We start from the raw sequence: 22,160 nt of genomic DNA on the forward strand, positions 1-22,160 counted from the left end.
ATCATGGGCATTCGTATCGAATCCGTCGGGGTGAGCACCGGCAACGACACGCACAGCGCGGTCGAGCACGGTGGGCGCGCGGCTCGAAAGAGCTTGGAGCTGGCCGGAATCCGGCCCGATCAGGTGGGCGTGCTGATCAACGCGGGCATCTTCCGCGACTCGAATACGGTCGAACCGGCCGTCTCGGCGCTGATCCAGCGGGCGGCGGGGATCGGGCTGGAGTACGCCAAGGACGATCCGCGCACCTTCTCCTTCGATCTGATGAACGGCGCGACCGGTGTGCTCAACGCCGTCCAGGTGGCCGCGTCGATCCTGGAGACCGGCAGCGCCGAGCACGTCCTGGTCGTCTCCGGCGACACCCACCCGTCGCTGACCCGTTTCGCGGCCGCCGACGACTTTCCTTACCGCACAGCGGGTTCCGCGCTGCTGCTGGCGCGCACCGACGAGCCGGAGGGTTTCGGCCGGGTGCACACCGTGGCAGGCGAGGGCACCCCGGCGGTGCAGGCCTACGTCGACACCGCGACCATGGGTCCGATCGGTCGCGGCCTGATGACCGTGGAGCGGGAGCCGGATTTCGCGCAGCGGCTGCTCGACGTCGCGGTGCGGGCCGCGCGCGGCGTGCTGATCGATACCGACGGCGTCGCGCTCATCGCCTCGACGCCGACTGCTGAATTCCCGCTGCGGTTGGCGGAAAGCCTTGGTATCGAGGCGGATTCGGTGTTCACCCCGGATCTCACCTACGGTGACCCGCACACCGCCGCGCTGCCGCTGGCCTACGCGCGGGCGCTCGCCGGGGGTGGATTCGGTACGCACACGCAGGTGTTGTTCGTGGCGGCGGGCGCGGGTCCGGCCGCAGCCGCATCCCTCTACCGCCTTCCGGCGCTCGTGGGAGCCCCCGCGTGACAACGGGAACCTATTGGCAGGCCATCGACCGGTTCCGCGAGGTCGTCCGGAGCGAGCCCGACCGCGAGGCCGTGCTCTACCCGGACGGCACGAATCCCGATGGCCTGCCTGCCTACCGGGATATCACCTACCGCGAGCTCGACGCCTGGTCCGACGCCATCGCCGAACATCTGCGGGCCGCGGGCGTCGGATCCGGCACCCGCACCATCGTGCTGGTGCTGCCGAGCCCGGAGCTCTACGCGATCCTGTTCGGGCTGTTGAAGATCGGCGCGGTACCGGTCGTCATCGATCCGGGCATGGGTGTGCGAAAGATGTTGCGCTGCTTGCGCGCCGTCGACGCCGAGGCGTTCATCGGCATACCGCAGGCACATGCGCTGCGGGTGCTGTTCCGCGGCGGCTTCCGCCGGGTGCGCACCGCGGTCACCGTCGGCAGGCGGTGGTTCTGGGGTGGTGACACGCTGCGCGAGTGGGGCCGGGTACCCGCTGGGACACTGCCCGCCGCGACACCGGCGCCGGACGGCGATCTGCTCGTCATCGGATTCACCACGGGCAGTACGGGTCCCGCCAAAGCGGTGGAGATGACGCACGGCAACCTGGCCGCGATGGTCGAGCAGGTGCACGTGGCGCGCGGTGAGATCGCGCCGCAGACCTCGCTGATCACCCTGCCGCTGGTCGGAATTCTCGATCTGCTGCTCGGATCGCGGTGCGTGCTACCGCCGCTGATCCCGAGCAAGGTCGGCGCGACAGATCCGGCGCATGTGGTGCACGCTATCGAAACATTCGGCGTGCGAACCATGTTCGCCTCGCCCGCGGTGCTCATCCCGCTGCTGGCGCACCTGCGGCGACACCCGGCGGATCTGAAATCGTTGCGCAGCATCTATTCCGGCGGTGCGCCGGTGCCGGACTGGTGCATCGCCGGACTGCGCGAGGTGCTGCCCGAGGAGATCCTGATCTTCGCGGGCTACGGCTCGACCGAGGCGCTGCCGATGTCCACCATCGAATCCCGGGAACTGTTCTCCGGTCTCACCGAGCGGACGCACCGCGGTGACGGCACCTGCATCGGACGTCCGGCGCACCGGGTCGAGGCGCGCATCATCGCCGTCACCGACGATCCGATACCCACCTGGGAGCGGGTCGACGAGCTCGCGGCCGAGCTCGAAAAAACCGGTGGCATAGGCGAACTGGTCGTCGCCGGGCCGAATGTCAGCAGCAGGTACTACTGGCCGGAATCGGCGAATCTGTTCGGCAAGATCGCCGAGGGCGACCGGATCTGGCATCGCACCGGCGATCTCGCCTGGATCGACGACGACGGCCGGATCTGGTTCTGCGGGCGCAAGAGTCAGCGGGTGGTCACCGCGGCGGGGCCGATGTTCACCGTGCGGGTGGAGCAGGTCTTCAATGTCGTCGCGGGCGTCGCCCGCACCGCGCTGGTCGGCGTCGGGCCGCGCGGCGCGCAGCGGCCGGTGCTGTGTTTCGAACTCGAGCCGGGGGCCGATGCCGCCGCCGTCGAGGCGGCGCTGCGGGCGCGCGGCGCGGAATTCGAGCTCACCAGGACGATTTCGGATTTCCTGTGCCACCGGGAATTCCCGGTCGATATCCGGCACAACGCCAAGATCGGGCGTGAACAGCTCGCCGTCTGGGCGGCGAAGCAGCTCGGGGTCGCGCGATGAAAACCTATGCGCTGCGGGCGATTCCGGTGCTCGGATGGGTGTACCTGGCCGGTGGCGTCGCCGCCGCGGCCACCGGCAACGCGCCGGAGAGCAGGGTGCTGCGTGCGGTGTTCTGGATCGACGCGTTCCTCAGCGTCGTGGTGCACGCCGCGCAGATACCGGCGGCGCTGCGGGCGGCCCAAGGGTCGGGACGGCCGCCCGCACGCACCGCACTGCTCACGCAAATATTCGGAATGACTTGGCGGGCTGAGCACGACGACGCCTCGCTGGCGCTCGGCTTTCGTCGTGCTCAGCAGACGCTGGTCCGTTACCGGGGGCGCTTCGCTTCCCCGGTAAGCGTGGAGTCGGGGAAGGGAGCGTAGAGACGATGAGAGTGTTGGTAACGGGGGCGTCCGGGTTTCTCGGCGGGGCGTTGGTGCGCAGGCTGGTCGACGACGGCGAACACGAGGTGGCGATCCTCGTGCGCGGCAGCAGCAGGCTCGACGATCTCGGGCCCGCCATCGACCGGGTGCGGGTGATTGTCGGCGACCTCGCCGATCCCGCGTCGCTGGACCGCGCCACCGTGGACATCGAGACCGTATTCCACAGTGCCGCAAGGGTCGACGAGCGTGGGACGCGGGAGCAGTTCTGGTCGGAGAACGTGCGCGCCACCACCCGTCTGCTCGGCTCGGCCCGGGCCGCGGGGGCCGCGCGGTTCGTGTTCATCTCCAGCCCGAGCGCGCTCATGGACTACCACGGTGGGGATCTGCTCGATGTCGACGAGTCGCTTCCCTATCCGCATCGCTATCTGAACCTCTACTCGGAGACCAAGGCGGCTGCCGAGCGCGCCGTATTGTCCGGGAACACCGCGGGATTCAGCACCTGCGCGCTGCGGCCGCGCGCCATCTGGGGTGCGGGTGACCGGTCCGGGCCGATCGTGCGGCTGCTGAGCCGCGCCGCAGCGGGACGGCTGCCCGATTTGTCGTTCGGCCGACAGGTGTACGCCTCGCTGTGCCACGTGGACAATATCGTCGACGCCTGTGTCAAGGCGGCGGCCTCGGATGCGGTGGGCGGCAAGGCATATTTCGTCGCCGATGCCGAAAAGACCGATGTCTGGGAGTTTCTCGGACAGGTCGGCGCCGACCTCGGCTATCCGCCGCTCCGCCGCGAACCGAACCCGCGGGTGATCGCCGCCGTGGTGAACGTCATCGAGACGATCTGGCGGGTGCCCGCCGTCGCCACCCGCTGGTCGCCGCCGCTGTCGCGCTACGCGTTCGCGCTGCTCACCCGCAGCGCCACCTACGACACCTCTGCTGCCACAAGGGATTTCGGCTATCAGCCGATTGTCGACCGGGAGACCGGGCTCAAAAGCTTTTTGGACTGGCTGCAAACGCAGGGCGGCATCGCCGCACTCACCCGCGACCTGCGCTGAACCGCACACTCGCCGATCGGAGCACCGATGAGCACTGACACCGTTTTCCGCAGGCGGATCTCGCCGACCGAACGCATGTATCTGTGGGCGCGCGAACTCGCGCCGCCGTTCCTGATGCAGATAGTCATTCACGGCTCGGGTGACCTCGACCCGGGTGCGGTGCAGCGGGCCGTCGATATCGCCTCGGCGGCGAATCCCGGCTCCCGGCTGATCCGCGACGGCCGGTATTGGGTGGACAGCGGCCAGGCCGCCGCGGTTCGCGTCGTGCCGGGCGCGACGGTGAAATACCCGCTGCTGGAGGAGGATCCGGTGCTGACCAGCCCGATCGGACCGACCTCCGATCGCACCTGCGAGGTGCTGCTGCTCACCGGCGCGCCGGTCACCCTGGTGGTGCGCACCTTTCACGGCGTCATGGACGGTATGGGCACGGTGATGTGGGTGCTGGATATCTTCCGTGCGCTGCGCGGCGAGGAGCCGATCGGCGCGGCCGATCCGATCGCGGACGCGGAACTCGTCTCCCGGATCGGCGCGCCAGGCAAGCCGACGCCGATACTGCCGATCTATCCGGCCGCGACCGGTCACGGCAGGCAGCTGCCCGGTATGAAGCGACATCTGTTGCGGCAGCGGACCATCGATATCGCCGGGAAGAGCCCGCTCGCCCGGGTGGCCGCGATCCTCGCCGAAACCGCGGGCGCCACTTCACGTTTCATGATTCCGGTCGATCTGCGCAGGCACGCTCCGGAGCTGCGCTCCACCGCGAATCTGGCACTGCCGCTGTTCGTCGACGTCGCACCCGGCGAGGATTGGCGCGCGATCAACGCGCGGATCCGCACCGGGCTCGCGGAGAAGCGCGAGCTGAACCAGATGAACAACGGCGGCCTGCTGGCGTTCCCCGACGGCGTTGCGCACGCGATCATGCACGCGGGCAACTGGATCGGCGCACGGCTCGGCCGGAATATGGTCTCGGCCACCGTCAGCAATATGGGCCGCTTCCGCCTCGACGACCTGTCCGTGCCCGGCTGGCGGGCCACCGATATCCGGATGCTGCCGCAACACAGCGGGATGATGCCGCTGCTGTTCGGGGTCGCGGAATACGATGGCCGAACCCATATCACCGTATCCGCCCGCAACGGCGTCGGCGTCGAGGAGCGGCTGGAGGCGCTGCTGGACCGGATCGCCGCGACGCTGGAACGCGAATTCGCACCCGCCGCGGCGGACTGACCATGGTCACCTGGGCTCGTCTCGTCATCTCCAGGCCGCGCACGGTGCTGTGCATCGTCGCCGGCGTAATCACACTGCTCGGCCTGTTCGGCGCGGATACCGCGAAGCGGGTGAGCGCGGGCGGATTCATCGCTCCCACAAGCGAATCCGCGCAGGTGGATCGCCTGGTCAAGGAACACCTCGGACCACAGAATCCGGATGTGATCGCCATATACACCGCGCCGGACGGCAAATCGCTCGACGATATCGGGCCGGATATCGGCCGTGCGGTGGGCCGGATCGCTCCCGGGCTGCTGGCGCGGCCGGTCCAAACCTATTGGAACAGTGTGCCGCCGCTGCGGCAGTACCTGCGTTCGGCAGACAACCGGCAGGCGGCGGCGGTGGTCTTCCTGGCCGGTGACGACAGCCGCCGGGTCACCGCCTATCCGGATATCCGTGCGGCGCTGGATATTCCGGGCGTCACGGTGCGATTCTCCGGATACAGCGCGCTTTCCACCGAGATCACCGCGCAGTCGGAACACGATCTCGTTGTGGCGGAATCGATTTCGCTTCCGGTAACGCTGCTCGTGCTGGTGCTCGTCTTCGGCGGCGCGGTGGCCGCGGCGCTGCCGGTGGCGGTGGGTCTGCTCGCCGTATTCGGTGCGCTCGGGGCGCTGCGCGCGATCACCGAATTCACCGAGGTGAGCACGTTCGCGGTGAATATCGCCTCGCTGCTCGGGCTCGGCATGGCGATCGACTACGGGCTGTTCCTGGTCACCCGGTTCCGGGAGGAGATCGCCGACGGATATCCGGTGCCGGTGGCCATCGAGCGCACCTGCGCCACCGCCGGGCGCACGATCGCCTTTTCGGCGCTGCTGCTGATCTGCGCATTCGCCGGAACCTTCGCCTACCCGCAGGCGGTGCTGCGTTCACTCGGTTTCGGCGCCATCGCGGCGGTGGCGCTGGCCGCGGCGCTCTCGCTCACGGCGCTGCCCGCGCTGCTGGCGCTGTTCGGGGCGCGGGTCGGCCGCTCGCGGGTGTCGGCGCGGACCGAAAACCTCTGGGGCCGAGTGGTCGACGGGGTGCTGCGGCGGCCGGGGCTGGTCGCGATCGCGGTCGGTGCTGCGCTGTTGGCGCTCGCCACACCGCTTTCCGGCCTGCGGCTGGGCGATATCGATCAGCGCGCGCTGCCGCCCGGCAATGAAATGCGCACGACCGTCGAAGAACTCACCGCGAAGTTCCCGGCGGCGAGCAGCGGCGTCACCGCGGTGCTGCGCGGAACCGACGGCGCCGCACCGCAATCCGCCGCCGTGGACGCGGCTGTGCGCGAACTCGGCGCGGTTCCTGGCGTGCGTCAGGTGGCACAGGTGGGCCGGGCCGGCGATTTCGTTGTGCTGCACGGCTTCCTGGACGCCGCAGACCGCAGTGAACGGGCCACCGCGGCGGTCCATTCGATGCGCGCGCTACGTCCGCCCGCCGGAACCGAACTCCGGTTCGGCGGCGATACCGCCGCGACGGTGGACAGCGTCGATTCGATCGTCGCGCGGATGCCGCTGATGGTGCTGGCCATGGTCGCGGCGACCGTCGTCCTGCTCACCGCGGCCTTCCGCTCGATCGTGCTGCCGATCAAGGCCGTCGCCATGGCATTCCTCAGTCTCGCGGCCACTTTCGGCGTGCTGACCTGGATCTTCCGCGACGGTCACCTGGCCGGGCCGCTCGGCATCAGCCCTGGGCCGATCGCCGCCGGAATGATGGTGCTGATCATCGCGGTGGTGTTCGGATTGTCCACGGATTACGAGGTTTTCCTGCTGTCGCGCATGGTGGAGGCGCGCGCCGCCGGCGCGGATACCTCGGCGGCGGTGCGGATCGGCACGGTCAGGACGGCCAGGGTGATCACCGCGGCCGCGACACTGCTCGTCCTGGTGACGGGCGCGTTCACCCTCTCGCCGTTGACGCCGATGCGGTTCATCGGGATCGGCATGATCATCGCGCTGGTGGTGGACGCCACACTGGTGCGAATGTTGTTGGTACCGGCCCTGGTTCAGCTGATGGGCGCGGCCAACTGGTGGCTGCCGTGGTCTTCGCGCCCGCGCCGGTCGGCGGAACTCGCCGATGTCGCGCCGCACACCGAATCGGCCGCCACGATGTAGGTTGCGCATTCCGGACCGACCGGTAGGCTGGCTGCCGTGCGGCCCCAAGCGAATTGGGGCCGCAGCAGCCGATCCGACCGTTGTCCGAACCTTTCTCAGGACCCCGGCCTCGACAAGGATGCTGCCACATCCGCGCGGATAAGTCGCATCGGAACGGCGATTACCGCACGCGCAACGGATCGTGCCGGTGTTCGCTCGCCATGAGCGACAGCGACCTGGGCAAACGCGCCCCCAAAACCGTTGGAAGATAACGAAATCGCAACATACCGGAGCTCATGTTCCCGAATTGTTGTCTACCTGCCTAGATGAGCTCGCCCGCGATGGCGGCGACCAGACCGCCGTCGACGATCAGATCCTGGCCGTTGACATAGGCCGCTTCGTCCGAGGCCAGGAAGGTGATCACATTCGCCACCTCCTCGGCGGTGCCGACCCGGCCCGCGACGATCTCCCCGGCCACCGCGGACTTCGCGTCGGCGGATACCGCGGCATGGAACATCGGGGTCTCGATATAGCCGGGGCTCACCGAGTTGACCCGAATACCCTTGGGCCCCAATTCCGCCGCCAAAGTGTGCGCCAGATTGTGTACGGCCGCCTTGGTCGCCGAGTACAGTGAGCCGCCCGGCAGCCCGCGATGCAGCGTCCACGACGCGTTGATGACTATCGCGCCGCCCCGGGACAGCAGCGGGATCGCCTGCTGGATGGTGAAATACACGCCCTTGAAATTGATCCCGACCACCCGGTCGAATTCGGCCTCGGTGACCGCGTGGTTCGGCCCGAACGAGGCGACGCCCGCATTCGCGAAGAGGATGTCGAGTCGGCCATGACGCTGCCGGATCGCCTCGGTCAGCGCGCTCAGGTCGGCGAGATCCGCTGCGTCACCGGCGATTCCGAGCGCCCGCTCGCCCAGTTCCGCGACGGCGGCGTCGAGTTTGGCCTTGTCACGTCCGGTGACGATCACCCGCGCACCCTCATCGATCAGTCGACGAGCCGTGGCGAACCCCATGCCGCTGGAGCCGCCGGTAATGAGGGCGACCTTGTCCTGGAATCGAAAACTGCTGTGTGCCATGGGTTCAGCGTGCCGCGCTGACCGAAGGGCAACCAGTGCGCAATCAACATGGGTGTGGCACCACCACCTTCACGCCGGTGCCGCGACCCGAACCCGCAGCAGCCGTTCGACCCTGGCCGCGGTTTCGGTATCCGGGCGCGGGTTGTACAGCTCGAGATACCAGTCCGGATGGTCGACGACGGCCAACGTCGTGGTATCGAAGAACAGGTCACCCACCTCCGGGTGATGCACCGCCTTCACCGCCTGAGCCGGAATCCCGACGTCGTGCCGGGCCCACAGCTCGGCGAATTCCGGGCTCAGCGAACGCAGTTCGGCGACCACCCGGCCGAAGCCCGGATCGTCCGGCGCATGCGCCGCCGCGGCGCGAAAGGCGGCGACCACGGCGGGCGCGTTCACGGCCCACTGCCGGTGCGCGCCCCGATACCTGGCATTGGTGAAGAACGAGATCACGCAGTTGTGATCGCCGTCGCCGTAACCGAACACCGTGCGCGTTCCGTCATTGATAGCCAACAGATTCCAATACCGATCGCGCAGAATCGCGGGCCGCGGCGACCACGCATCCACCAACTGCCGCAACTCCGGCCCCACCTCACCCCCGCACCCCCGCCGACCCGCGGCGGATTCAGCCCGGCCAGCACATAAAGGTGCTCCCGCTCCGCCCCACTCAACCGCAGCGCCCGCCCCACCGCATCCAACACCTCCCCGAAACCTTGATATCCCGCCCCTGCTCGAGCCACGTATACCAAGAAACCCCAACCCCAGCGAGCATCGCGACCTCCTCCCGCCGCAACCCCGGCGTCCGCCGAATACCGGCAACAGGTATCCCGACCTCCCCTGGCGAGACCCGAGCCCGCCGAGTCCGCAGAAAATCACGCAACTGCTCACGCCGCCGCCCACGCACCGCAACGGAATCATTGGTCATGACGTGGTCAACAATCGCGCGCCGCCCGGCCCTTCCCGATAGGCCGCGATCTGCTCCGCGCCAGCCTTCGGAATCGGTTCAGTAGTGGTAGCGAGCCTGCACAACGGTGATGTTCTCGCCCGCGACCGAGTAGACCAAGCGATGCTCGTCGTCTATACGACGCGACCAGTAGCCGGATTTGTCACCCTTCAAGGGTTCGGGCTTGCCCAGCCCTTCGAAAGGGTTGCGTTCGATATCGCCGATCAGGCGCATGATCCGTAAGGCTATCTTGCGGTCGGTCTTCACCCAGTGTTCGAAGTCTTCCCATGCAACTTTCGCGAAAGTTATCTTCATTCAAGCCCTTTCGCGAGCGTGTCCATATCCACCTCAACCGTGTCCCCGGCTTCGGCCTGGGCGATGCCCTGGGCGAGACGGGTAGCGTTGGCAGGGGAACGCAGCAGGTAGAGCGTCTCGCGCAAGGAGTTGTACTCGTCCTCGGAGATCAGGACGGCGTTACCTTTGCGGCTGGTGATGTGGATGGCCACGGCGTCGTCGTTGACCTGCTCGATGAGCGGGTACAGGTTGGCCCGGGCCTCACTGGCGGACATGGTGGTCATGGGTGCATTCCTCTCGCAGCGTCACCACAATGGTACCGGATTCCGGTACGAGTCGACTGAAGGAACGAGCAGAGGAAGAGTTGCCATGAGCAGCTTCACCAAATGGGATCGCGACGCCTACCACAAGCGGGTCGGAGCAGAAGAAGCCGCGCGCAGGCGGGCGGAGATCATGGCCGAACAATGGGGACATCAGCTTGCTGAGGAACGTCGGCGGCTTGGCTATACACAAGCGGGGTTAGCTGAGCTGATGGGTGTCACGCCGGGCCGGGTGTCGCAAATCGAGCGCGGAAAAGTTGCAACCGTCGGGGCGATCTCCGCCTATGTCGCAGCTCTCGGAGGAAAACTTGAACTCCTGGCCGATATTGGAGGCCATCTGCTTCGTCTTCCCACACATCCCGCCGCGTGACCATCCCAGCCTCTCGCAGCACATTCGTAGCAGGTCGGTCCGGTTCGAGTAAGTTCCCGCGAGCCCCGCGGAGACATCGGACATGTGGATACCGCGGCCGACCCGACCACTAGTCTCCCCCGTCAATCAGCTTGTGGCTGCGGCGAGTTCGAGGACGCGGTTGTTGGCGGGGTCGACTACCGCGACCGTGCCGGTGCTGTCTATATCGAGACCGGCGAGTTGACCGCCGTGGTCGGTGAACGGGAGTTGGGTCAGCGAGGTCGATCCCGGTCGTTGCAGGTAGACCTGATCGGTGACGATGCAGATACCGGTGCATGCCGGGAATCCGTCGACGATGACATTGCCGCTGTTGTCGGCCGCGATATCTCGGATCAGACCGAAATTGATCTGTAGGTCGACGGCTGTCGCGGATCCCGCGGGGAGTTTCCAGGCATGCGAGCCGACGTTGGCGAGCCCGGCGCCATAGATGTCCCCACTACCGGTGATGGCGAGGCCGTTGTATCCCTGCACGGGCAGCGGGACCGTGCTGGGGCTGGTGGAGCCGGGAGCGAATTTCCAGACGTCCATCGGCGCGGTGTTATTTATATTCGGGCTGCCGGGCTGTTCGGCGGCGACGACGAGGGTGCCGTCGGTGGCGGCGGCGATGCCCCAGGGCGCCTGATTTTGGCCGGTGAAGGTGTAGAAGGTCTGCGGGGTGGCGCTTCCGGCGGGCAGCTTCCAAATGATCTGGTGTTGCGGGTCGGTCCAGTAGATGTTGCCCGCACCGTCGGCGGTGATGCCCCAAATCGCGTTGGCGTCGGCCACCAGCGTCGTTTGGACATTATGCGAATCGAGCTTCAGGATCGCGGCGGGTGGCGCCTTCAATTCACCGACGACGACGGTTCCGGCGCCGTTGAACGTGAGTGCTTGGGGATGGTCGAGATTGGTGAACGGCAGGACGACCGGCGTTCCCTGCGGAGGTGGCGGCGTGGTGGTGGTTGTTGTCGATGTCGGCGGGGATGTGGTCGGCACCGTGGACGTCGAGAAGGCGGCCAGCGAGCGGGTGGCCTTTTCGAGGTACGTTATCCCGTCGACGTCTTTTGTCACCGGGTAGCTGGCGTGGATGCCCGCTTCCGGGCATTTTTTGCCGCACCGTGCGACCACGCCCGGGTCTTTCGGCGCGCAGACGACATCATTCAGGAGGCAGATCTGCGAAATGTGCGTACCGGGCGGTGCGCTGCCGGGCGGGCTACCCGCAAAGGGCATATACGGCTCCATCTGCCCGACGCCCACCCGGCCCGCGCCGGTAGAACCGAAGTTCGCGGTGCCGAAATGCGTAATGGTGTCGCCGGCCCAGCGGTCACCGTCGGCGACGAACAGGGCCGAGTCCACGAAATGGTCGATGAGGTAGCCGGGGCCGAGTTTGTAGATGATGCGGTGCATTACCATCGCACCTTGCGAATATCCGCCCAGCACAACGCGTTTGCCGCTGCATGCCGGGCTGGTTCGAAACTGTTCCAACATCTGCTTCGTGAGCGTGATGCCTTCGTCGATGCTGGCGAAGAAGTTGTTCGGCGCGCCGATGAGCGCGAGTTTTATGGTGTCGACGTCCTGCGCGGGATAGTCGACGGTGACAATCCGCAAATTGCGCCCGGATTTGGCGAATTCGTCGCGCATCGACAGATAGGCGGACGCCATCGGCCCGCCCGCGCCGCTATTGTCTGTGGCTTCTTCGCCCGAGCCGCGTGCGGCGATCAGTACATCGGTCCCGCGGTCGCAGGCGATACCGATGGCCGGATCGACGCATCCGGTGTCGGACGATTGGCGACAGAGCGACAGTCCACTATCGGCCCGCGCGTGCACCGGCGCAACTACGAGAACCACAACGCTGACCGCAATTGCGACCAGCGCGACCGCAGGACCGAACAGTACGTTAGACGGCAGCCGCCTACCCGACGACGACAAGTGAATCCCCTTGGCACGGAAAACAATCTAAGAAATATGACCACGCCCCCGACCAGCACGGCAGGTAGAAAGTAGCAGAATGCCGTCGAACCGTCCATCACTCGAATGTCCAGTCTCTTACCGGGATTCGATCGAGCCACAACCTCGAAACTTTTTCTCGCTAGCCGCTTTTAGCCTGAAACGCCGCGAGGAGTTGCGCCGCCGCATCGTAATAGGCCGCACGGATAACGAATCTGCGGAAACCCCAGCGCTTTTCGTGTCGCGACAACTCGTCGACCAGCTCCGGCAGGGTGCCGATCAGCACGTAGGGTGCGACCAGCAGGTCGGACGCGGTGATGCCCGGTATTTCGGCGGCGAAACGGGTGGCGGCGGCCTCCGCGTCGTCGGTGATCTCGACGTACTGCACCAGCGCCTCGAAGTCCGGGTCGCGGTCGCCTGCGGCCGCCCGGACGTGGTCCATCTGTGCGTCGATTTGGTCGCGGTGCCAGTTGACCTCGTGGTTGTGGCCGTCGGGGAGGGTGCGGCCGGTGCCGGAGAAACTGATGATGTCGGCGTGCCGGGCGGCGTAACGCAGCACGCGGTTTCCGCCGCCGCCGATGCGCAACGGGATGGGCTGTTGGATCGGTCGCGGGCGGGTCAGGACGGCCTCTCGCAGGCGGACGTGCGCGCCGTCGAAGGTTACGGGGTCGCCGGTGAGGAGTCTGCGGGTCGCGTCGGCTACCTCGATCATTCGATCTACTCGGGCGCCCGGCGACGGATATGTGCGGCCCTGCATGAGCCATTCGGCCGGGGTGTGCCCGGCGCCGATCCCGAACTGCGCGCGACCGCCGGATAACAGGTCCAGCGTCGCCAGTTCGTTGGCCAGCGGTAGGGGTTCCCACATGCCCGCGTTGATCACGTTGGCGCCGAGGCGGATTCGTTCGGTCACCGTCGCCGCGGCGGCCAGCGCGACGAGCGGGGCGGTGTAGGAGCCGGGATGGTCCGGGACCAGTAGCGCGTCGAATCCGTCAGCGTCGCACCGGCGGGCGAATTCGCCCCACGAACCCGAACCGGGATCGCCGACCATCGAGATCCGCATCGTCTCCGCCCTTCTCCACCCCTGCCGCACACGGTAATTCGCGATCGGCGCGATGCGCGGAATTCAGCGGAGCGCGAATTCCGGTGTGTCAGCTGCCCGCCGGGAGTAGGGGCGCGACCACCTCGGCGATCTGGGTGGCGAGATCGCAGGTCATGAGGTTCGCCGAGGTGGGTGGCACGTTGGTGGCGACGAACAGCGAGCCGGTGCGCGTCTCCACGTTCACCTCGCAGCCGCCTGGGATCGCGGGATGCGCCTTGTAGCGCAGGGCTTTCCGTGCGCCGACCGCGATATCGGCGGCGTCCGGGAATTTGCTTTTGACCTGTGCGAGCGTGTTGTTCGTCGTCTGCACCACGAAGCCGTAACCCGCCTTCGCGACGTAGACGCAGCCGGTGCGGGTGCTGTCGGCGACGCGGTCGTTCTGCGGTGCGGCAGGGCGGGCGTCCCACTGGTGGTCGGCGAGGATTTGCGGGGTGAGCGCCTTACACGGATCGAAGGGCTGCGATATGGCACCGGCCGAACTGCTGGGGGCGGCCGTTGTCGCCGAATCGCCGCTCGCGGCCTGTCCACCACCGCATCCGGCCAGCAGTGCGGCCACCGCGATCGCGAAACCCGCTGGCGCGGCGCGGAATCGGCGCCTCATGGCTGTAGCTCGCGCATCTTGGCGGCGAATTCGGCGTCGGCGCGGACGTAGGAGTCGCAGATCGTCTTGAACAGCGACTTGATGTCCTGCGCGACCGAAATGTAGTCGGTGAGCGTGTCGTAGGCGTTGTTCGGCCCGCCGACGCCCTTCTCCTGGAACATCCGCACCAGCTCGGCCGCCGAGGTGAATTTCGCTCCGGCGTCCTCGCCGAGGCCCCAGGTCTCGTTGTACGCGATCTGCTGTGCGACGGTCTGCGCGGCAATGAGTTCGGTGATCAGATTCTGGCATGCGGTGTCGATGGCGACGAAGCCCGCCGGATCCATCCGCACCGACAGCGCCCCCGACTTCGCCTCCTGGATATACGAACTGAACGGACTGTTCAATGGCACTGGGCTCACCCCTTCCGGTAGTGCCCTCCGATCATATGGACGTATACCAGCGCCGTCCGGTTCCACCGGATCACAGAGAATCTTTGCGCCGGTCCGCTTTCCACACGGCGTAACGCTCAGGCAGGCAGACCGCGCACGGCCGGAAGCCCGCGCGGATCGCGGTGTCCTCGTCGGCGAAGAAGACCCGCTGGTCACGGTAATGACCACGGGCCAGCGCGCGAAGTGCGGACGGGCAGTCGAGGCGGCCATAGATCTTGGCGCGCCGATGGCCGCCCAACCGCCCCGGGGTCGCGCTGGCGTATGGCCGGCCCGCGGCGTCGAGCAGGGTATACATGGATCCGGTTGGCGTGCGCGGCTATTCGGCGTCGTGCAGGACGAGGCCGAGGGTGTGCCGGATACCGCCGCGCAGGCGGCTCACGCCGTGCCGCACCGGCGCCCGCGACCAGCCGCGGCTGGACGGCGTCGGCCGGTCGCGGGTGGTGAAGATCAGCCCGTGGCCCTGTTCCAGCACGGTGACCGTGCCTTTCGACTGCGCGCGCAGCCGCTGCTCCACCAAGAGGAATTCACCGCCGGTGTGATCTATGCCCGGACGGTCGAGGCCGATCACCACCTGTAGCGGAAATACCAACTCGCCGTACAGGTCCCGGTGCAGTGCGTTCCAATCTCCTTCGGTGTAGCGCAGCAGTATCGGCGTCGGCCTGGATTGCCCTGCGGCGCGGCAGGTTTCGAGCCAGTCGCCGAAGTCGTCCGGCCACGGCGCCGGATCGCCCAATCGCTGCGCCCAGGACCGGGCCACCGGCAGCAACCGCCGGTAGAAAGCCGCGCGCAACTCCATGATCGGCGCGGGCACCGGATCGGCGAAATAGCGGTAGGTGCCCTGCCCGAAGCGATGTCGCGCCATATCGATGGTGGCGCGGAACCGCGGCCGGTCGTCCCACATGTCGACGAACTCGGCGCATTCATCCGGCGTAAGGATGGGGCCGGTCTGGGCGCAACCGTGCGCGTCGAGCTCACCGGCGAGCTCGTCCCACGGTTGCGCGTCGACCCGATCCGTCAGTGCGGCAGTGGATTTCATGCCGCCTCCAGGGCCAGCAGCGTATTCTTCGCCGCGACGCCGCCGACGTACTGCCCGATCGACCCGTCGCTGCGCACCACCCGGTGGCACGGAATCACCACGGGCAGTGGGTTGTTGGCGCACGCCGAGCCGACGGCCCGCACGGCGCGCGGATTCCCGACCGCCGCCGCGACCTCGGCGTAGCTGGCCCGGCGACCGTAACCGATATCGGCCAGATGCTCGATCACCTGCCTGCGGAAACCGCCGGTCAACCGCAGGTCCAGCGGCAGGTCGAAATGCGTTCTGGCGCCTGCGAAATACTCGTCGATCTCGCGGGCCACCGCGTCGAGGCGGCCCGGCGCGGCGAGCACCCGCGGGCTGATCCGGGTGGCCAGTGCGGCGAGCACCGCATCGTGATCCTCGTTCGGGTAGGCGACGCGCACCAGACCCGCCGGGGTCGCGGCGAGCAGCAGCGAGCCGACCGGGGTGTCGACGGTGCGGTAGGCGATATCGAGCAGACCAGCCTGCTCGGCCTCGGCGGCCAGCCTGCGGTGCAGTCCGGCGAGGGTATCGGCGCTATCCGCGGACAGCGCGTCGAACAGGCCGTTCGGATCCGGGATGGTGACCATCATGATCGGTCCTCCTGGTAGATCTTTCGTAAGGTTTTCAGGCCGTCCGCGGCGGCGCGGCGGGCGGCGTCGGTGGAATTGCCGAGCAGTCGGGCGATTTCGGCGTGCGGCAGGCCCGCCAGATAGTGGTAGGCCACGGCCTGGCGCTGCTTGGCCGGCAGCGCCGCGAGCGCGGACCACAGATCCGGGTCGTAGCCCGCCGGATCGGCACCGGGCGCCGGACGCTCGGGCAGCGTGTCGGCCGGAACCGGCGCGCGGGTCAGCGCCCGGCCGACGTCGATGGCGCGGCGGTGCGCGATGGTGACCAGCCAGGCCTCGATATTGGCGTCGGGGGCCAGGTCCGGATAGGCGCGCAGCGCCGAAAGGAAGGTTTCCGACCAGGCGTCCGGCGCGTCATCGGGACCGAGCACCGCCCGGCACACCCGAAGCACCATCGGCCCGTACTCGGCGACCACTTGCTCGAACGGAGGCAAACTCACACCCGGTAGACGCTCCGGGCGCGGAAAACGTGAGATCGGCCGGTCACGGGGTGTTTCCGCGGGAAAGTCCGCTGGCGCGCAGCACCCGGCGTTCGATTCCGGCGCGGATGGCTGCCTCGGCGCCGATGATCCGCACGTGGCGCCGCGCCCTGGTGATGGCCGTATACAGCAGTTCCCTGGTGAGCAGCGTGGATTCCGGTTCGGGCAGCACCACCGAGACCGTGTCGTACTGACTGCCCTGGCTGCGGTGGATGGTCATGGCGAAAACCGTTACCACCGAGGGGAATTGGGTGGGGTGCACCAGATACGGTTCGCTGCCGCGCTGCAGGGCCGCGCGCAGCGAACCGTCGGGCATCCGGACGATGACGCCGGTGTCGCCGTTGTAGATGCGCGCCTCGTGATCGTTGGCGGTGACCAGCAACGGCTGCCCGGGATACCACTGCGACTGATGGGATTCGGGGCCTGCGCCGCCCGCGGCGGCCCATTCCGCGGCCATCCGGTCCCAGCGCTCGACGCCGAACGGCCCCTGGCGATGCGCGCACAGCAGGCGGTGCGATTCGAGCGCGGTCAGCGCCGCCGCAGCGGCACCGGCGCGCGCCGCCTCGGTTGTGTCGCGGGCCGCGCGCACCACGTCGGCGCGCACCGCGGCGACGTCTTCCGGTGCGCTGAAGGACAATTCGTCGCCGCCGGCGCGCAGCAGCGCGAGCGCGGCATCGGCGTCGCCCGCGCGGACCGCGACGGCCAGGTCGGCGATGCGGCCGCCGAAGCGGCGGCCGCGGGTCAGCCGGACGATGCCGCCGCGCAGCCTGGTTCGCTCCAGCCCGCTCAGCGACTCCGAATGACCTTGCGCCGCTTCGGTTTCCGATCCGATAATGCGGTCGAGCAGCGGATTCGGCGCGCCCGCCACGGGACCGGCGACCAGATCGGCCAGCACCGCGCCCGCGTCGACCGAGGCCAGCTGGTCCGGATCGCCGACCAGGATCAGCCGGGTGTCGGGGCGCAGCGCGGCGAGCAGGCTGCTCATCATGGTCAGCGACACCATGGAGGTCTCGTCCACCACGATGACGTCGTATGGGAGCCGGTTGAATTCGTGGTAGCGGAAGCGACCGCTGCGCCCGCGCTGCCACCCGAGCAGCCGGTGCAGCGTCGCCGCGGTGAGCTCGGGCAGGCCGAGCGCGGCGGCCTGTTCGCGCACCGCCTCCTGCAGCCGCGCCGCCGCCTTACCCGTCGGTGCGGCCAGCGCGATGCGCAGCGCGGGCAGTTTGGGATTCGCCCGCTGGTGCGCCTGCAGCAGCGCGAGAATCCGCGCGATCGTATGCGTTTTTCCGGTGCCGGGACCGCCCGCCACCACGGTGGTCCAGTGGGTCGCGGCGAGCGCGGCGGCCAGGCGCTGCCGGTCGGGACCGGCGCCGAGCGGTGCGTCGAAGAGCCGATCCAGTTCGCGCCGAACCAGATCCGGGTCGACCGTCGGGTGCCGCGCCGAACGCTCGGTGAGCACCCGCCGAATCGTCTGCTCCTGCTGGTAATAGCGATCCAGATAGAGCAAAGGGCCGGTGTCGCCGGTGCGTTCGGCCTCGACCAGGCGCAGCGGCCGCAGCGGGCCCGCCTGGCCGCCGCACACCAGCGGGCTCACCCGCAGCGCCGCGACAACCGCATCGATCTGCGGCCACGGCAGCGTCGCCGGATCGACACCCGTTCCGGCGTCCCAGGTTTCGTCGGCGTCGATCCCGATCTCGCGCATCCGGTGCAGTTCGAGACAGACCGATCCGGACCGCACCGCGCGCACCGCGAGGGCCGCCGCGAACAGGACCTCCTCGCTGGATTCCCGGCCGAGCCGGCCGAGCCGCAGCGCGACATGGACGTCGGCGGCCGAAAGCACGCCCGCCTCGTTGAATTCGCGCAGCAGACCGGTGCCGCGCTGCGCGACCTGGATCGATGTCATCGCCGATCACCGGCCAGCAGGTCGGAGAGCTCGACGACGAGGGCCGCGGGCGGATACCAATCGAAAACGCCACAGCCGTGCGGTGTTTCGGGTCCGATCATGCCCCGGACGAAGAGGTAGCGGCAGCCGCCGAGGTGCCGGGCCGGATCGTAGCCGGGCAGCCGCCAGCGCAGATAACGGTGCAGCGCGACGGAATACAGCAGCGCCTGGAGCGGATAGTGCGACCGCAGCATCTCCGCGGCCATCCGGTCGCGGGTGTAGTGCGCGACGGTCAGATCGCCGGTGCCGAGGCGGTTGGTTTTGTAGTCGACGACGATGAAGCGCTGCTCGCCGTCGGGACCCGCGACCCGCAATACCGCGTCGATGCTGCCGGTGAGGTAGCCGCGCAACGGGATATCGTCCAGGTGGGCAACCAGATCGGCGTATTCGTAGAGGTCGTCGTCGGTGGGCAGATGAGCGCGCAGCAGGTCGGCGATCCGGCGCAGGGTCGCCGCCGGGGCGTCGCCGCCCGCCAGCGGCAGCTCGAATTCCAATTCGTTCAACCGATCCCGGTTCGGGATATCGGCCAGGGCGCCGAATCCGAGCGGGGTGCGCAGCACCGCGAGCAGCGCGGTGCCGAGTATCGCCGGATCGGCCTCGGCGAGCAGCTCCTCGGTGGCCGCGCGGCAGCGGGTATGCACCTCGGTGCCGAGATCCGCCACGTCCGTGTCGATCAGCTCCAGCACGCCGTGTACCAGGGTGCCGAATTCCGCGCCGTAGGGCAGCGCGTTCATCAGCGATGGCGCCGCATCCGTTGCGGCCGTGTCCGTTTCGGCGAGCACCGACGGATCGGCTGGTTCGTCCGATGGACCGCGATCGTCCTCGGGTTCGGCATCGGTGACCGCGGCATCGTGCGCGCCCGCGGTGAGCGCCGAATACGAGGTGCGCCGCCAGTGGTGGTCCAGGGCGCGGGTGAACCGCGCGACGGCGAGTTCACCCGTCGGCGTCTCGGTGCGGATGCGCCGCGGCGTCACCTCGGCCGCCGCGTCCACCGCGGCCACCGCGACGGCCTCCGGCGCGCGGGCCGCCCAGGCCGAAAGCGCTTGCACCACAGCGTTGTCCGCGGGCACGGCGGCCTTGGCCGGTACCAGGTCACCGCCATCGGGGCGGCCGAGGATCATTCGGTGCAGCGGCGCGGCCGCGGTGGTGATGGCGGGCGCCCACCACGCGACGATCTGGCACATGGCGCGGGTCAGCGCGACATAGAGCAGCCGCAGTTCCTCGCCCGCCTCCTCGGTTTCGCTGCGCAGCTTGCGCTCGCCGTAGCCGGGGGCCTCTTGACCGCCGACGTCCAGCGCACGGGCGCCGGTGTCGTCGTGGAACAGCAGCGTCTGCGGATACGGGTTCTTCGCGCTGTCCCACGCGAAAGGCAAATAGACGACCGGGAATTCGAGACCCTTCGCGGCGTGCACGGTCGCGATCTGCACCGCGGCGGCATCGCGGTCCAGCCTGCGGCTGCGGTCGGCGACGGCGCCGGAGGCCGGATCGCGCACCCGGTCGGCCAGCCAGCGGGTCAGCGCGGTGAGGCCGAGCGATTCGGTGAGCGCGACCTGATCCAGCAGTTGGGCGATGTGCCGCAGGTCGGTGAGCTCCCGCTCGCCGTTCTCCACCGCGAGCAGCCGTCGCGCGAGATCCGTTTCGGCGGAGAGCTTTTCGAAGACCGCCGCGAATCCGGCGCGGGCGAACAGCCGGGCCGCGTCGCGCAGCTGGGCGCTGATCCGGCCCACCAGATCGGCTCCGCCGCCGTCGATATCGGCCGCGGTGCAGCCGAGAATCGGTGTGCACGCGGCCAACCGGACCCGATCCGCCCGATGCGGCTGTTCCAGCGCACGCAGCACCCACAGCCAATCGGTCGCGGCCGCGGTGCCGAATACGCTGGTGCCGCCGGCGAGCACCGACGGAATGCCGACGCGATCCAAAGCCGCTCGCACCACATCGATTTGCGAACGCGTGCGCACGAGCACCGCGATATCACCCGGCCCGATCGGCCGCGGCGACGGCCCGGCCGAACGCTGCCCCGAGGCCAGCACGGCCGCCGAACGCTCCCACGGCGCCGCCGAGGAATCGGCGACGACCCCGCCCAACGCCTCGATCCCGAATCCGGCGCGCGGTCCGCCATCGGACCCCGCCCGCTGGGCAGTCACGAATTCCGTTGCCGCCGAGCCGGATTCAGCGGTCGGCGCGAGGTCGCGATCGCGCTGCGGCTTGGCCGTATCCAGCGCGACACCGGATTCCAGCAGCCGCACGATATCCGCGGCCAGGTCGTCGGCGACCTTGGCGCGCATCCGGCCGACCGCGGGGAAACCCGATTTGTTCAGCGGCCCAGCGCCTTTGCGCGGCAGACAGCGCAGCCGCAGCGGGGTGATCAGCTCGGCCGGACCGGACAGCCGCGTCCACGGGCGCGTCGCGGCGACCGGGTGTACCAGGATGTCCCGGTGGCCGAGGGCCGCACCGCCGTGCAGATGGTCGAGGGCCGCGAGCAGCCCGGCGTCGCTGCGCCAGTTGGTGGTCAGCTCGCTGCGCGTATCCGCGTGCGCGACGGCGTCCAGGTAGCTGAGCACCTCAGCACCGCGGAAGGCGTAGATGGCCTGTTTCGGATCGCCGACCAGCACCAGGGTGGCGTGCCCGTGGAACGCGCGGCGCAGGATATCCCACTGCAACGGGTCGGTGTCCTGGAATTCGTCCACCAGCGCCACCCGGTAGCGTTCGCGGATGCGGCGGCAGGCGCGCGGCCCGTGCGCCGGATCGGCGAGCACCTCGTGCAGCAGCACCAGCAGGTCGTCGAAGTCGCGCAGCCCCGAAAGCCGTTTGCGCCGTTCGGTTTCCGCGCGCACGGCGGCGGCGAACGCGACCCGCTCCCCCGCCGGACCGCCCTCGTCCGGCACCAGCCGCGCCTGCCGGTCGCGCACCGCGGCCAGGCCGAGCTGATGTGCCTCCTTCAACGAAAATGGCTGTGCCGCACGGGCATACCGGTTGAGGTACAGATCGTCGACCACCGTGCCGATCAGTTCGTCGATGGTCTCGACCAGCCGTGCCCCCGGATCGTGCTCCCCGGCCAGGCCGAGCTCGTCGAGCATGCGCTGGCAGAAGCTGTGCGTGGTGGCGATGGTGCCCGCGTCGAAATCCGAAAGGGCGGTGAGCAATCGGGCCCGCCGCCGCCACACCTCGTCCGGATCCGCCTGCGCCAGATGCCGGATCAGCTCGTCCGGATGCGTCCGCGCCCCGAGCGGATCGGCCAGCGCCGCCGCCACCGCGACGAAGCGGTCCCTGGTGCGCTCCCGCAGTTCCTGGGTCGCGGCCCGGCTGAACGTCACCAGCAGCAGCTGGGTGATATCGACGCCCGCCTCGGCCACATAGCGCACCGCGAGCCCGACGATCGCGTGCGTCTTCCCGGTGCCCGCGCTCGCCTCGAGCACGGTGGTCCCGGTGGGCAGCGACCCGATCGGGTCGAACGGCTCCGCGGTATCGATCCGCGAGATCGTGCTCGCGACCGTCATCCCCGGAACCCGCCCGCCGGTCCGGGAAGGGATCGCGGGGAGATCAATTCACGCATACCCGCCACCATCCCTTCCGATTCACGACACACAGCATCTTTTCCGAAGCGGCGGCCCCGATGCCGGGGGCGCGCCGATCGGGCCCGGA

At 68.6% G+C, this 22,160-nt stretch carries 22 protein-coding genes; 7 read left to right on the forward strand and 15 right to left on the reverse strand.

Annotated elements, in window-relative coordinates; translation table 11 throughout:
• Positions 1–3: 3 nt before the first annotated feature.
• Genes F5544_RS27270 through F5544_RS27295 form a run of 6 tightly spaced genes read left to right on the forward strand, consistent with a single transcriptional unit; the run spans position 4 to position 7,334 of the window.
• The gene (locus tag F5544_RS27270; protein ID WP_167475827.1) at positions 4–903 is read left to right on the forward strand and encodes a hypothetical protein; all 900 of its coding nucleotides are present in this window, start codon (positions 4–6) and stop codon (positions 901–903) included.
• Positions 900–2,573, forward strand: a complete 1,674-nt coding sequence (locus F5544_RS27275) for a fatty acid CoA ligase family protein (RefSeq protein WP_167475828.1) — start codon at positions 900–902, stop codon at positions 2,571–2,573. Before F5544_RS27270 ends, F5544_RS27275 begins: the two co-directional genes overlap by 4 nt.
• Positions 2,570–2,935 carry a hypothetical protein gene (locus tag F5544_RS27280; protein ID WP_238846690.1) on the forward strand — a complete coding sequence of 122 codons (366 nt, stop codon included), beginning with the start codon at positions 2,570–2,572 and terminating at the stop codon, positions 2,933–2,935. Before F5544_RS27275 ends, F5544_RS27280 begins: the two co-directional genes overlap by 4 nt.
• 5 nt (positions 2,936–2,940) lie before the next feature.
• Complete coding sequence (locus F5544_RS27285; RefSeq protein WP_167475829.1) at positions 2,941–3,984, forward strand: NAD-dependent epimerase/dehydratase family protein; 1,044 nt, start codon at positions 2,941–2,943, stop codon at positions 3,982–3,984.
• 27 nt (positions 3,985–4,011) lie between these two features.
• Positions 4,012–5,205 (forward strand): peptide synthetase, encoded by a 1,194-nt coding sequence (locus F5544_RS27290; RefSeq protein ID WP_167475830.1) that lies wholly within the window; start codon positions 4,012–4,014, stop codon positions 5,203–5,205.
• 2 nt (positions 5,206–5,207) lie between these two features.
• A complete protein-coding gene (locus F5544_RS27295; protein WP_167475831.1) occupies positions 5,208–7,334 on the forward strand; it encodes an MMPL family transporter in 2,127 nt (708 codons plus the stop codon).
• 301 nt (positions 7,335–7,635) lie between these two features.
• Here F5544_RS27295 and F5544_RS27300 read toward each other — a convergent pair whose 3' ends face one another.
• From F5544_RS27300 to F5544_RS27315, 5 genes are all read right to left on the reverse strand, one after another.
• On the reverse strand, positions 7,636–8,400 hold the full coding sequence (locus F5544_RS27300; protein WP_167475832.1) for a glucose 1-dehydrogenase: 765 nt from the start codon (positions 8,398–8,400) through the stop codon (positions 7,636–7,638).
• Between the two features lie 69 nt (positions 8,401–8,469).
• Positions 8,470–8,976, reverse strand: a complete 507-nt coding sequence (locus F5544_RS46550; RefSeq protein WP_238846691.1) for a transcriptional regulator — start codon at positions 8,974–8,976, stop codon at positions 8,470–8,472.
• 88 nt (positions 8,977–9,064) lie between these two features.
• Positions 9,065–9,322: a helix-turn-helix domain-containing protein gene (locus tag F5544_RS46555; RefSeq protein ID WP_238846692.1), complete on the reverse strand. Its 258-nt coding sequence runs from the start codon at positions 9,320–9,322 to the stop codon at positions 9,065–9,067.
• A 78-nt stretch (positions 9,323–9,400) separates the two neighbouring features.
• Positions 9,401–9,655: a Txe/YoeB family addiction module toxin gene (locus F5544_RS27310; RefSeq protein ID WP_167475833.1), complete on the reverse strand. Its 255-nt coding sequence runs from the start codon at positions 9,653–9,655 to the stop codon at positions 9,401–9,403.
• Complete coding sequence (locus F5544_RS27315) at positions 9,652–9,918, reverse strand: type II toxin-antitoxin system Phd/YefM family antitoxin (protein WP_167475834.1); 267 nt, start codon at positions 9,916–9,918, stop codon at positions 9,652–9,654. Before F5544_RS27315 ends, F5544_RS27310 begins: the two co-directional genes overlap by 4 nt.
• A gap of 85 nt (positions 9,919–10,003) precedes the next feature.
• On the opposite strand from F5544_RS27315, the gene F5544_RS27320 reads away from it, so the two are divergent.
• Positions 10,004–10,324 carry a helix-turn-helix transcriptional regulator gene (locus tag F5544_RS27320; protein WP_167475835.1) on the forward strand — a complete coding sequence of 107 codons (321 nt, stop codon included), beginning with the start codon at positions 10,004–10,006 and terminating at the stop codon, positions 10,322–10,324.
• A gap of 126 nt (positions 10,325–10,450) precedes the next feature.
• On the opposite strand, the gene F5544_RS47120 is transcribed toward F5544_RS27320, so the two are convergent.
• The 10 genes from F5544_RS47120 to F5544_RS46565 all read right to left on the reverse strand — a co-directional run bounded on the left by F5544_RS47120 (position 10,451) and on the right by F5544_RS46565 (position 22,015).
• Positions 10,451–12,187, reverse strand: coding sequence for a cutinase family protein (locus tag F5544_RS47120; protein WP_167475836.1), 1,737 nt, complete (start codon positions 12,185–12,187; stop codon positions 10,451–10,453).
• A 241-nt stretch (positions 12,188–12,428) separates the two neighbouring features.
• Positions 12,429–13,346, reverse strand: coding sequence for a TIGR03621 family F420-dependent LLM class oxidoreductase (locus F5544_RS27330; protein ID WP_167475837.1), 918 nt, complete (start codon positions 13,344–13,346; stop codon positions 12,429–12,431).
• Positions 13,347–13,434: 88 nt separating this feature from the next.
• Positions 13,435–13,986: a DUF3558 domain-containing protein gene (locus tag F5544_RS27335; RefSeq protein WP_167475838.1), complete on the reverse strand. Its 552-nt coding sequence runs from the start codon at positions 13,984–13,986 to the stop codon at positions 13,435–13,437.
• Positions 13,983–14,375, reverse strand: a complete 393-nt coding sequence (locus F5544_RS27340) for a hypothetical protein (protein WP_167475839.1) — start codon at positions 14,373–14,375, stop codon at positions 13,983–13,985. The genes F5544_RS27335 and F5544_RS27340 overlap by 4 nt, the downstream gene beginning before the upstream one ends.
• Before the next feature lie 70 nt (positions 14,376–14,445).
• The gene (locus tag F5544_RS27345) at positions 14,446–14,709 is read right to left on the reverse strand and encodes an Ada metal-binding domain-containing protein (RefSeq protein ID WP_167475840.1); all 264 of its coding nucleotides are present in this window, start codon (positions 14,707–14,709) and stop codon (positions 14,446–14,448) included.
• Between the two features lie 21 nt (positions 14,710–14,730).
• Positions 14,731–15,450 carry a 2OG-Fe(II) oxygenase gene (locus F5544_RS27350; RefSeq protein WP_167475841.1) on the reverse strand — a complete coding sequence of 240 codons (720 nt, stop codon included), beginning with the start codon at positions 15,448–15,450 and terminating at the stop codon, positions 14,731–14,733.
• Positions 15,447–16,058, reverse strand: a complete 612-nt coding sequence (locus tag F5544_RS27355; protein ID WP_167479513.1) for a methylated-DNA--[protein]-cysteine S-methyltransferase — start codon at positions 16,056–16,058, stop codon at positions 15,447–15,449. Before F5544_RS27355 ends, F5544_RS27350 begins: the two co-directional genes overlap by 4 nt.
• Complete coding sequence (locus F5544_RS27360) at positions 16,058–16,531, reverse strand: RNA polymerase sigma factor (protein ID WP_167479514.1); 474 nt, start codon at positions 16,529–16,531, stop codon at positions 16,058–16,060. The genes F5544_RS27355 and F5544_RS27360 overlap by 1 nt, the downstream gene beginning before the upstream one ends.
• A gap of 49 nt (positions 16,532–16,580) precedes the next feature.
• On the reverse strand, positions 16,581–18,479 hold the full coding sequence (gene recD, locus F5544_RS27365; protein ID WP_167475842.1) for an exodeoxyribonuclease V subunit alpha: 1,899 nt from the start codon (positions 18,477–18,479) through the stop codon (positions 16,581–16,583).
• Complete coding sequence (locus F5544_RS46565) at positions 18,476–22,015, reverse strand: UvrD-helicase domain-containing protein (protein ID WP_167475843.1); 3,540 nt, start codon at positions 22,013–22,015, stop codon at positions 18,476–18,478. Before F5544_RS46565 ends, recD begins: the two co-directional genes overlap by 4 nt.
• Positions 22,016–22,160: the final 145 nt, after the last annotated feature.

This window comes from Nocardia arthritidis (assembly GCF_011801145.1).
In the GTDB taxonomy this organism is placed as follows: domain Bacteria; phylum Actinomycetota; class Actinomycetes; order Mycobacteriales; family Mycobacteriaceae; genus Nocardia; species Nocardia arthritidis_A.

Coding starts and splice junctions, on each gene's coding strand:
- F5544_RS27310 (WP_167475833.1), bottom strand. CDS start 9,655: ATGAAGATAACTTTCGCGAAAGTTGCATGGGAAGACTTCGAACACTGG.
- F5544_RS27350 (WP_167475841.1), bottom strand. CDS start 15,450: ATGAAATCCACTGCCGCACTGACGGATCGGGTCGACGCGCAACCGTGG.
- F5544_RS27315 (WP_167475834.1), bottom strand. CDS start 9,918: ATGACCACCATGTCCGCCAGTGAGGCCCGGGCCAACCTGTACCCGCTC.
- F5544_RS46555 (WP_238846692.1), bottom strand. CDS start 9,322: ATGACCAATGATTCCGTTGCGGTGCGTGGGCGGCGGCGTGAGCAGTTG.
- F5544_RS27355 (WP_167479513.1), bottom strand. CDS start 16,058: ATGGTCACCATCCCGGATCCGAACGGCCTGTTCGACGCGCTGTCCGCG.
- F5544_RS27280 (WP_238846690.1), top strand. CDS start 2,570: ATGAAAACCTATGCGCTGCGGGCGATTCCGGTGCTCGGATGGGTGTAC.
- F5544_RS27335 (WP_167475838.1), bottom strand. CDS start 13,986: ATGAGGCGCCGATTCCGCGCCGCGCCAGCGGGTTTCGCGATCGCGGTG.
- recD (WP_167475842.1), bottom strand. CDS start 18,479: ATGACATCGATCCAGGTCGCGCAGCGCGGCACCGGTCTGCTGCGCGAA.
- F5544_RS27290 (WP_167475830.1), top strand. CDS start 4,012: ATGAGCACTGACACCGTTTTCCGCAGGCGGATCTCGCCGACCGAACGC.
- F5544_RS27300 (WP_167475832.1), bottom strand. CDS start 8,400: ATGGCACACAGCAGTTTTCGATTCCAGGACAAGGTCGCCCTCATTACC.
- F5544_RS27330 (WP_167475837.1), bottom strand. CDS start 13,346: ATGCGGATCTCGATGGTCGGCGATCCCGGTTCGGGTTCGTGGGGCGAA.
- F5544_RS27270 (WP_167475827.1), top strand. CDS start 4: ATGGGCATTCGTATCGAATCCGTCGGGGTGAGCACCGGCAACGACACG.
- F5544_RS27285 (WP_167475829.1), top strand. CDS start 2,941: ATGAGAGTGTTGGTAACGGGGGCGTCCGGGTTTCTCGGCGGGGCGTTG.
- F5544_RS27295 (WP_167475831.1), top strand. CDS start 5,208: ATGGTCACCTGGGCTCGTCTCGTCATCTCCAGGCCGCGCACGGTGCTG.
- F5544_RS27320 (WP_167475835.1), top strand. CDS start 10,004: ATGAGCAGCTTCACCAAATGGGATCGCGACGCCTACCACAAGCGGGTC.
- F5544_RS27345 (WP_167475840.1), bottom strand. CDS start 14,709: ATGTATACCCTGCTCGACGCCGCGGGCCGGCCATACGCCAGCGCGACC.
- F5544_RS46565 (WP_167475843.1), bottom strand. CDS start 22,015: ATGACGGTCGCGAGCACGATCTCGCGGATCGATACCGCGGAGCCGTTC.